This window comes from Streptomyces sp. P5F9 (genome assembly GCF_057961495.1).
The window spans coordinates 1-8,371 of record NZ_JBXVPZ010000427.1 but is presented as its reverse complement, the minus strand read 5'-3'; the positions used below and the strand labels follow the sequence as shown (position 1 = coordinate 8,371).

Sequence of the window (8,371 nt, the reverse complement as noted above, 5' to 3'; positions counted from 1 at the left end):
AGTCGGTACGGCGGGTCATGCGGGCCTCCACTGGTCGGTACGGGTTCGCGTACCGACCAGCCTTCAACCTCGACCAAAGTTGAGGTCAAGACCCGCCGTGTTGCTGTCCCCCACTCCCTTCCAGGCGGGCCAACCGGCTCTGGAACCAGTCGAGGCGGGCCTGCAACAGGGCGGCTTCCGCGACGAGTTCGGGCACGCCGAGCCCTTCGGGAAGTCCGGGGTCGGCGGTCGCCGCCGGGGCGTCTCCTGGGCCACCGCTCCCCGCCGCCACCCGCAGCCCGTCCCCGGCCAGCCGGGCGAACCCGGCGAGCGAGACGGACGTACGGCTGCGGACGCAGCCCGCGCATGCGGCGGCCAGGGCGCGCCAGCCGGGCCTGCCCCAACCGGCGTCGGCGAGGGCGACGGCCCGGGCGCCGCAGTCGCAGGGGCCGACGGTGGCGGTACGGACACGTTGGCGGGCGTAGCGGAAGCCGCGTTCGAAGCGGATGTAGGTGCCGAGCACGGTGATGTCGAGGAGGACCGCCGCGCGGTGCTCGGCGGTGCACAACAGGGCTTCCGCAGCCGCCCGTTCGTGCACACAGTGGAAGCCGCAGTCGCAGAGTCGCGCGGGCGAACGGTGCCGGCGGCCGTAGACGCAGGACGCGTCGGCCACGACTCCGTACGGCAGCGCGCCGCCCAGCGACACACCGGTGAACCCGGCCCGGGTGCCGTCCTGGGACAGCACCGGGTGGGCGATCTTGAATCCGGTCGGCGGCTCCGTCGGGCGTTCCTCGGGGAGCCGCAGCCTCATCGGGCGGCCGGTACCTCTTCGGGCGCCTTCAGCGTCCCGGTCTCCTCGAACTCCTCGATCCCCTCGGGGAGTTCGAGTCCTTCGTCGTGGATCTGCGGCCGCTCTTCGGCGACTCCGGTGGCCAGTGCCTTGCCGAGCTTCATGACGCCTCCCGTGACCAGGGGTGGATCAACTTCCCACGTCGGTGACCTTCCTGGCCATGGTGACCCATGAGGGGGTCAATTGGACATAGGGCCTTGTGGCCAGGGCCACGGCGGCCGGTGTCCAGATGCCACCCATTCCGCAGCATCCCTTATCAATACCCGGTAGAAGAATTAAGTGGTGCTTCACCATCGCTCTGCCGAGACTACTCCCATGACGACCACAGTCCGCTCCGCCCCTCCCCCCTTCGGCCGCGCCCTGTGCGCGATGATCACCCCCTTCACCGAGGCCGGGGAACTCGACCTCCCCGGTGCCCAACTCCTCGCCGAGCGGCTGGTGTCGGAGGGGTGTGACGGGCTCGTGCTGTCCGGGACGACCGGTGAGTCGCCGACCACGACGGACGCGGAGAAGTCGGCGCTCATCACCGCCGTCCGCGAGGCCGTCGGTGACCGGGTCCCCCTCGTCTCGGGCGTCGGCACCTTCGACACCCGGCACACCGTGGAACTCGCCCTCCAGGCCGAAAAGGCGGGCGCGGACGGGGTGTTGGTGGTCTCGCCGTACTACAGCAGGCCCCCGCAGGACGCCCTGGAGGCGCACTTCCGCGAGGTCGCCGACGCGTCCGGGCTCCCTCTCGTCCTCTACGACATCCCGGGCCGCACCGGCACCCGTATCGAACCGGAGACCATGATCCGGCTCGCCGAGCACCCCAGGATCGTCGCGGTCAAGGACTGCTCCTACGACTTCCTCGGCACCCAGAAGGTGCTGGACCGCACGGAGTTGGCGTACTACGCGGGCTGCGACGAGCACATTCTGGCGCTGTACGCGGTGGGCGGGGCGGGCTATGTGAGCACGGTCGCGAACGTCGTCCCCGCCCGGCTCCGGGCGATCCTGGACGCGTTCGAGGCGGGCGACACCCCCGTGTCCGCCCGCCTCCAGCAACGCGCCACGCCGCTCATCGAGTTGATGATGTCGGCGGGGCTGCCCGGCACGGTGACGGTCAAGGCGCTGCTCAACTCGCTGGGCCTGCCCGGGGGTTCGGTCCGGGCTCCGCTGCGGCCCGCCGGCCGGGATGCGGCCGACGGGCTGCTGGCGGCGTACGAGGAGTTCATCGCCGTATGACCGGACCGGCGCCAAGTCGGCGGCGGTCTCTCAGCGTTGGGCGAAGACGGGCACCCACCGTCCGGCGCTGACGTCGGACTTGCCCCCGAGGTAGCCGCTCAGCGGTACTTCCTTGTCGCTGCCGACGGTGACCAGCATGAGCCGCGTGTGGAATTCGCTCCCGTTCGTCCCGTCGCCCACGTCCCAGGCGATGAGCGACTTGTCGTCGGCCCAGGCGAGCAGTTGCTGCCCCCGGACCTCGCTCTTCTCGCCAGTGGCGGAGTCGACGATGTACGACGAGGTGGGCCACGACGTCCCCGCGAAGTCACCGGCGACGAGCTTGCCGTCCGGGGACAGCCCCGCGTCGACGAACCAGACCAGGTACTTGCTGCCGTCCTCCGGTGCGGGGACCTCGGCGCCCGTGAAGTCGTAGAACAGCTTGTTGACCTCGTCGGAGGGGAGGCCGGCCCAGATGTACCTGCCGTCGCGGGTAAGGGCGAAGTCCTGGCGGTTGTTGGTGGAGGTGGTCAGGCCGTCCGCCCGCTGGCCGCCGACCGTGACCCCGGCCCAGGAGCCCTTGCCGGAGGCCACGTCGAGGACGTAGAAACCGGTGCGGCTCGACGGTACGTCGGGCTCCCCGACGTTGGGGTCCGCCGGGTGGAATTCCGCGTCGGGGTTGTGGGTGTAGGTCGTCGCGACCAGCTTCCGGCCGTCGTCCGAGAACGACAGACCACCGACCTTGTGACTGACCTGGATCCACCGCTTCACCTCGCCGGTGGCCAGGTCGAGCAGGCCGATCCGGGAGGCGGGCAGGGTCCGTTCCAGGACGGCGGCGGTCTTCATGCCCGGGGCGACGGTGACGACCGACCACTTGGGGGCCTTCACATAGGTGCCGGTCTTCCGGTCGAACAGCCAGTAGGTGCGCTCGGAGACGGACTCCCTGGCCGACAGCGTGACCTTGGTCGGGATGTAATAGGCGGCAAGTGCCGTGTTCCCGGCGGCGATCAGCTCGCGCGGCGGCGACTGGTTCGGGTGGGCGCTCGTGTTCTCGCGGTCCACGACACCCGTCGGACGGACGTCGTCCTCACCCGAGGAGAGCCGCGGCACACCCACCGCGACGGCGATCACGGCGACCGTCGCGACGACGGCGGCCACGAGCTGGCGGGTACGGCGGCGCCGGCGGACGGCGAGCACCCAGTCGGCGAACCCCGGTCCCGTCGGGGGCTGTTCGGCGGCCTGTTCGCGCAGTGTGTCGCGCAGGAGATCGTCGACGTTCACGGGCGCACCTCCACGGGCGCGTGGTCACGGGAGGACCCGAGCTCGGTGCCGGCCGGGCCCAGGGCGGCCAACTCCGGTGCGAGGACGCGCAGTCGGGCCAGGGAACGGTGGGTGGTGGACCGTACGGTGCCGACGGAACAGCCGAGCAGCCGGGCCACTTCGGCCTCCGGCAGGTCCTCGAAGTAGCGGAGCACGAGAACGGTGCGCTGGCGGGGGGTGAGCCGGGACAGCGCCTCGCGCATCACGACGCGCAGCTCGGCGGCGGACGAGGCGTCCGTGTCCGCGCGGGTCTCCGGCGGTTCGGCGACGGTCAGTTCGCGTCTTCGCCACTTCAGCCGCCACCGGCTGACCTGCTGCCGGTAGAGGATCTGCCGTACGTACGCCTCGGGTTCGTCGATCCGCTCCCACCGCCCGGCCGCCTTGGCCAGGGCGTTCTGCAGCAGATCCTCACCGGCGTACCTGTCTCCCCCGCTGAGCAGCACGGCGGTCCTCAGCAGTGCCGACGACCTGTTGTCCACGAAGTCCCGGAAACCTTCCAGCCCTTCGGCATCCATCGTCACCTTCACTCACTTCCCCGACGGCACACGATGCCCCGCCCCCTGTGATCCCTGTGACGCGTACGGACACCGCCCGCTATGCCTGCCGCCACGAGAAATTCCCGCCCGCCTCACACAACCACTCCCCTACGGTGGCCACATGAGCCGCCGCCCCCTGCTGTTCCTCGACGTCGACGGCCCCCTCAACCCGTACGCCGCGCAACGGGAGCGACGCCCCGAGGGCTACACGACGATCCGTGTCCCCCTGCCCGACCGGCCCCGCCCGCTACGGGTCTGGCTGAACCCCGCGCACGGCCAGGCGCTGCTCGGTCTCGGCTACGACCTGTGCTGGGCGACCACCTGGATGGGCACCGCGCACCGCTGGATCGGCCCCGTCGTCGGCCTGCCCGAGCTGCCCTACGTCGACTTCGGCACCGGGATGTTCGTGACCGCCCACCACCCGGGCCCGGCGCTGCTGCACCACGTGAATCCCCGATTCGGGCTGCGTGAGGGGGACTTCGTGGCGCTGGCGGAGTTCGCGGCGGCCGTGCGGGCATGAGGTCCACATGAGCAGAGCGCCCTCCCGGCGAACGGGAAGGCGCTCAACTCACATACCCGAACCCCTAGTTGTGGCTGTGCAGGATCTCGTTCAGGCCGCCCCAGACCGCGTTGTTCGGGCGGGCCTCGACCGTGCCGGTGACCGAGTTGCGGCGGAAGAGGATGTGGGAGGCGCCGGAGAGTTCGCGGGCCTTGACGATCTGGCCGTCGGGCATCGTGACGCGGGTGCCGGCGGTGACGTAGAGGCCGGCCTCGACGACGCACTCGTCGCCCAGCGCGATCCCGACGCCCGCCTCGGCGCCGACCAGGCAGCGCTCGCCGATGGTGATGCGGACGTTGCCGCCGCCGGACAGCGTGCCCATCGTGGAGGCGCCGCCGCCGATGTCCGAACCGTCGCCGACCACGACACCGGCGGAGATCCGGCCCTCGACCATCGACGTGCCGAGCGTGCCGGCGTTGAAGTTGACGAAGCCCTCGTGCATGACGGTGGTGCCCTCGGCGAGGTGCGCGCCCAGGCGGACCCGGTCGGCGTCGGCGATACGGACGCCCTTCGGGGCCACGTAGTCCGTCATGCGCGGGAACTTGTCGATCGACGTGACCTGGAGGTGCAGGCCCTCGGCGCGCGCGTTCAGCCGTACCTTCTCGACGTCGTCCACGGCGACCGGGCCGAGCGAGGTCCAGGCGACGTTGGCGAGGAAGCCGAACATGCCGTCCAGGCTCTGGCCGTGCGGCTTGACCAGCCGGTGCGAGAGGAGGTGCAGGCGCAGGTACACGTCGTGCGCGTCGAGCGGCTTGTCGTCGAGGGAGGCGACGACCGTGCGGACCGCGATGACCTCGACGCCCCGGCGGACGTCAGGGCCGATCGCCTTGGCCGCACCCTCACCGAGCAGCTCCACGGCACGCTCGGCGGACAGGCTCTCCGTACCGGCGGGCCCGGGTTCGGCGGACAGTTCGGGCGCGGGGAACCAGGTGTCGAGAACGGTCCCGTCGGCGGCGACGGTGGCGAGCCCGGCGGCAACGGCGCCGGTGGTGCGAGGTGCGGTCGTGTCGGTCATGAGGGAAACCTAACCTGGCGGGGGCGGCGGGGACCAACTCGTGCGCGGGGCGTCTCAGGGAACGACACGCACGGGCTCGCAGTACGGCGGCAGGGGGCCGGCTCAGCCGCGTTCGCCGGCCTTGTCCACCACCGCCCACGCCGCCGTCGAACTGCCGCCGACGGCCTTGCCGTCCAGGAGCATCCGCGTCCCGACGATCCGGTAGGTCTGCGGGTCGAGCAGCCACTGATCCGCCGCGCCGGCCTTGAGGGTGCCGCTCCTGAGATAGGTCAGGGCGATCACCCGGCGCCCCGAGGCGTCCTTCACCAGGTGGTCGGTGACCTGGCCGCCGGGCAGGGTCGCGAGGGCGCGGTAGAGCGAGGCAAGCCCCTTGGACGCCATCAGATGGGCGGTCAGGAGGACACTGATCTCGGTGTAGTCCGACTGGGCCTGGGTCCGTCCCTTCTGGTCGGCGATGGCGTTCTTGTGCCGGAGGAACTTCAGGGTCTGCTCACCGCCGGCGGGCAGCGCCGTCAGGACCCGGTACATCTCGCGCGGCGAACGGTCGTCGCCCTCCCCGCCGTTCTCCAAGTGCATGGGGGTGACGATGAGTTGGGGGCGCTGCCCCTTGGGGACGATGCCCTCGGACGCCGCCGCGGTGCCGTCGTAGCGGATCCAGCTCGGCATCTCGGTCACCGCCGCCGTGGACGCCTCCGACATCTGCAGGGTGTAGATCCACTGATCGGCCCTCGGTACGGCGGAGTCCGGCTCCGTCTCGACCAAGTCCGCCGCCCGCTCCAGGAGTTGGGCCGCGCCGAGCCCCTTCAGGCTCGCGTCGGGCGTGCGCGCGGGCTCCACCTTGCGGGCGCCGGGGGCGGTGCCGCCCAGCAGCACGGTGACGGTGACGGCCACCGCGGTGACCGCCGCCACCACGGCGACGATCACGAACTCCCGCCGCCGCCACAGCATGTGGCGCCGCCCGCCGGCCCGGGCCGCCTCGGTCAGCCGTGCACGCCCCGCCGCGAGCCGTCCGCGGTCGGGTACCGGCGCTCCGGCGCGCAGTTCACGCACCTGCGTCATCTCGTCCATCGCTACGCCACCTCCGCCGCGTCGTTCACGAATGCGGGATCGGCGCCCAGTGCCGAACGCACCTTGCGCCGCGCCCTGTTGAGCCGGGAACGGACCGTGCCCACCGGGATGTCCAGCGCCTCGGCGACCTCCTGGTAGGTGAGATCGGCCCAGGCGACGAGCAGCAGCACGTTCCGGTCGCCCGCCGAGAGCGCGGCGAGGGCACCGGCGAGCGGACCCTGCGCGGCGATCCGGCTGTCGGTGTCCTCGACCCAGGAGTCCCCCCAGGACGCGGCGACGGGGTCACGCCCGGTGCGGGCCAAGGCCTTGAGCGCCCGCACCTCGGTACGGCGCTGCTTGCCGATGAGGTTGCCCGCGATGCCGTAGAGCCAGGGGCGCGCGTTGGCCCGCGTGAGGTCATAGCGCGAGCGGATGCGGAACGCCGTGAGGAAGGTGTCGGCCATGGGGGTCCCCCCGCGCGAGCGCATTCGAGCGTGGGGGAGTCGTCGGCCGCGCCGTCGCCCAGCCGCCGCGCCGCGTACCGGTGGATGTCCGCCGCGTACCGGTCGTAGAGCAGGGCGAACGACTCCGGCTGCTCCAACGACCGGGCGAGGACCTCCGCGTCGTCGCCGTCCCGCGCCGCACCCGGCGGTGGTCCGCTCACCAGGTTTCCCCCGATTCGTCAGTAGCGCCGACGGCGTCGACATGCCGTCGTGTCGGCTCCTGTTACCCGGTGAGGGCCGAAGAGTTCACGGAGCCGGATAGTTGTTCGTGAGGGGTGCGGAAAGCGCTTCAGCCCTCCGCGGGCCGCGGAATCACCCGCCCCAACACCTCCCGCGCATACGCCTCGTCATACGGCGTGCCCGTCAACAGCACCTGCAGACAGATCCCGTCGATCAGCGCGACGAGCGCCCGCGCGGTCACCGGGTCGGTCCGCCGGGCCAGTTGGTCGGCGAGGTCGCGGGCCCATTCGTCGGCGACGGGGCGCAGGGCGGGTCGCCGCAGGGCGGCCAGGTACAGCTCGTACTCCAACTCGACGCCCGTGCGGTCACCCGCGAGCCACTCCCCCATCCAGCCGGCCAGCTCCCCGGCCAGGTCGGTGCGCGGGTCCTCAAGACCACCCCGCGAGGCGATCACCTTGGCGAAGGCCTCGTTGGCCTGGCGCAGCGCCGCGACCATCAGTTCGTCGAGGGTCGTGAAGTGGTACGTCGTCGAGCCGAGCGGAACATCGGCCTCGGCGGCGACGGAACGGTGGCTGAGACCCGCGATGCCCTTCTCCCCGACCACCCGGATCGCCGCGTCGATGATCCGCTGCCGCCGCTCGGGGTCGTAACGCCGGGCCATCAGTGCGTGCCTCCCCTGGCCATCAGTGCGCACCGCCGAGGTTGAGGACCACGACCCCGACGATGATCAGCGCGATGCCGGCGGCCTTCGCGAGGGTCATGCCCTCGCCGAGGAACACCGTCCCGATCCCCACGATGGCGGCGGTGCCGAGGCCCGCCCAGATCGCGTAGGCCGTACCGACCGACATGGACTTCAGCGTCTGCGCGAGCAGCGCGAAGGAGAGCACGTATCCGAGGACCGTGAGGACCGACGGCCACAACCGGCTGAAGCCGTGGCTGAACTTCATGGCGGTGGTGCCGCCCACCTCCGCGGCGATCGCCGTGAGGAGCATCAGGAATCCCATGTGTACGAGTGTACATAACGATCCCATAGAAACCGCTCACTGAAAGGGCTGCTCGGACACCTCTCGCTCCACTACTGTTTCACCGTTCACACACCTGGCTTTCACGGTCACTGCCGTCGCCATGGGCGCCGCTGGAGGAACAGCGCATGCCAGACAGTTCACCCCCGCCCTCCCCCAACTC

Annotated in this window: 10 protein-coding genes and 1 pseudogene; 2 read left to right on the top strand and 9 right to left on the bottom strand. The window is 71.2% G+C overall.

Annotation, left to right across the window (positions count from 1 at the left end; translation table 11 throughout):
• Positions 1–85: 85 nt before the first annotated feature.
• Together AC31A1_RS41245 and AC31A1_RS41240 are read right to left on the bottom strand one after the other, a co-directional pair.
• On the bottom strand, positions 86–790 hold the full coding sequence (locus AC31A1_RS41245; RefSeq protein WP_489658217.1) for a hypothetical protein: 705 nt from the start codon (positions 788–790) through the stop codon (positions 86–88).
• Positions 787–933, bottom strand: coding sequence for a hypothetical protein (locus AC31A1_RS41240; RefSeq protein WP_489658216.1), 147 nt, complete (start codon positions 931–933; stop codon positions 787–789). Before AC31A1_RS41240 ends, AC31A1_RS41245 begins: the two co-directional genes overlap by 4 nt.
• 211 nt (positions 934–1,144) lie before the next feature.
• Between AC31A1_RS41240 and dapA the strand changes: the two genes are divergently transcribed.
• Entirely contained in the window at positions 1,145–2,050 is a 906-nt protein-coding gene (gene dapA, locus AC31A1_RS41235; RefSeq protein ID WP_489658215.1) for a 4-hydroxy-tetrahydrodipicolinate synthase, read from the top strand.
• A gap of 30 nt (positions 2,051–2,080) precedes the next feature.
• Here the strand turns inward: dapA and AC31A1_RS41230 are convergent, their stop codons facing one another.
• Both AC31A1_RS41230 and AC31A1_RS41225 read right to left on the bottom strand, forming a co-directional pair.
• A complete protein-coding gene (locus AC31A1_RS41230; RefSeq protein WP_489658214.1) occupies positions 2,081–3,307 on the bottom strand; it encodes a WD40 repeat domain-containing protein in 1,227 nt (408 codons plus the stop codon).
• The gene (locus AC31A1_RS41225) at positions 3,304–3,861 is read right to left on the bottom strand and encodes a SigE family RNA polymerase sigma factor (protein WP_489658213.1); all 558 of its coding nucleotides are present in this window, start codon (positions 3,859–3,861) and stop codon (positions 3,304–3,306) included. The genes AC31A1_RS41230 and AC31A1_RS41225 overlap by 4 nt, the downstream gene beginning before the upstream one ends.
• Before the next feature lie 142 nt (positions 3,862–4,003).
• Between AC31A1_RS41225 and AC31A1_RS41220 the strand changes: the two genes are divergently transcribed.
• The gene (locus tag AC31A1_RS41220; RefSeq protein WP_489658212.1) at positions 4,004–4,402 is read left to right on the top strand and encodes a hypothetical protein; all 399 of its coding nucleotides are present in this window, start codon (positions 4,004–4,006) and stop codon (positions 4,400–4,402) included.
• 64 nt (positions 4,403–4,466) lie between these two features.
• Here the strand turns inward: AC31A1_RS41220 and dapD are convergent, their stop codons facing one another.
• The 5 genes and pseudogenes from dapD to AC31A1_RS41195 form a co-directional block, all read right to left on the bottom strand.
• A complete protein-coding gene (dapD, locus tag AC31A1_RS41215; RefSeq protein ID WP_489658211.1) occupies positions 4,467–5,456 on the bottom strand; it encodes a 2,3,4,5-tetrahydropyridine-2,6-dicarboxylate N-succinyltransferase in 990 nt (329 codons plus the stop codon).
• A 102-nt stretch (positions 5,457–5,558) separates the two neighbouring features.
• Complete coding sequence (locus tag AC31A1_RS41210; RefSeq protein WP_489658210.1) at positions 5,559–6,524, bottom strand: CU044_5270 family protein; 966 nt, start codon at positions 6,522–6,524, stop codon at positions 5,559–5,561.
• Between the two features lie 2 nt (positions 6,525–6,526).
• A pseudogene (locus tag AC31A1_RS41205) lies at positions 6,527–7,167 on the bottom strand (RNA polymerase sigma factor).
• Between the two features lie 128 nt (positions 7,168–7,295).
• A complete protein-coding gene (locus AC31A1_RS41200) occupies positions 7,296–7,847 on the bottom strand; it encodes a TetR/AcrR family transcriptional regulator (protein WP_489658209.1) in 552 nt (183 codons plus the stop codon).
• 22 nt (positions 7,848–7,869) lie between these two features.
• Complete coding sequence (locus AC31A1_RS41195; RefSeq protein ID WP_318015597.1) at positions 7,870–8,190, bottom strand: DMT family transporter; 321 nt, start codon at positions 8,188–8,190, stop codon at positions 7,870–7,872.
• Positions 8,191–8,371: the final 181 nt, after the last annotated feature.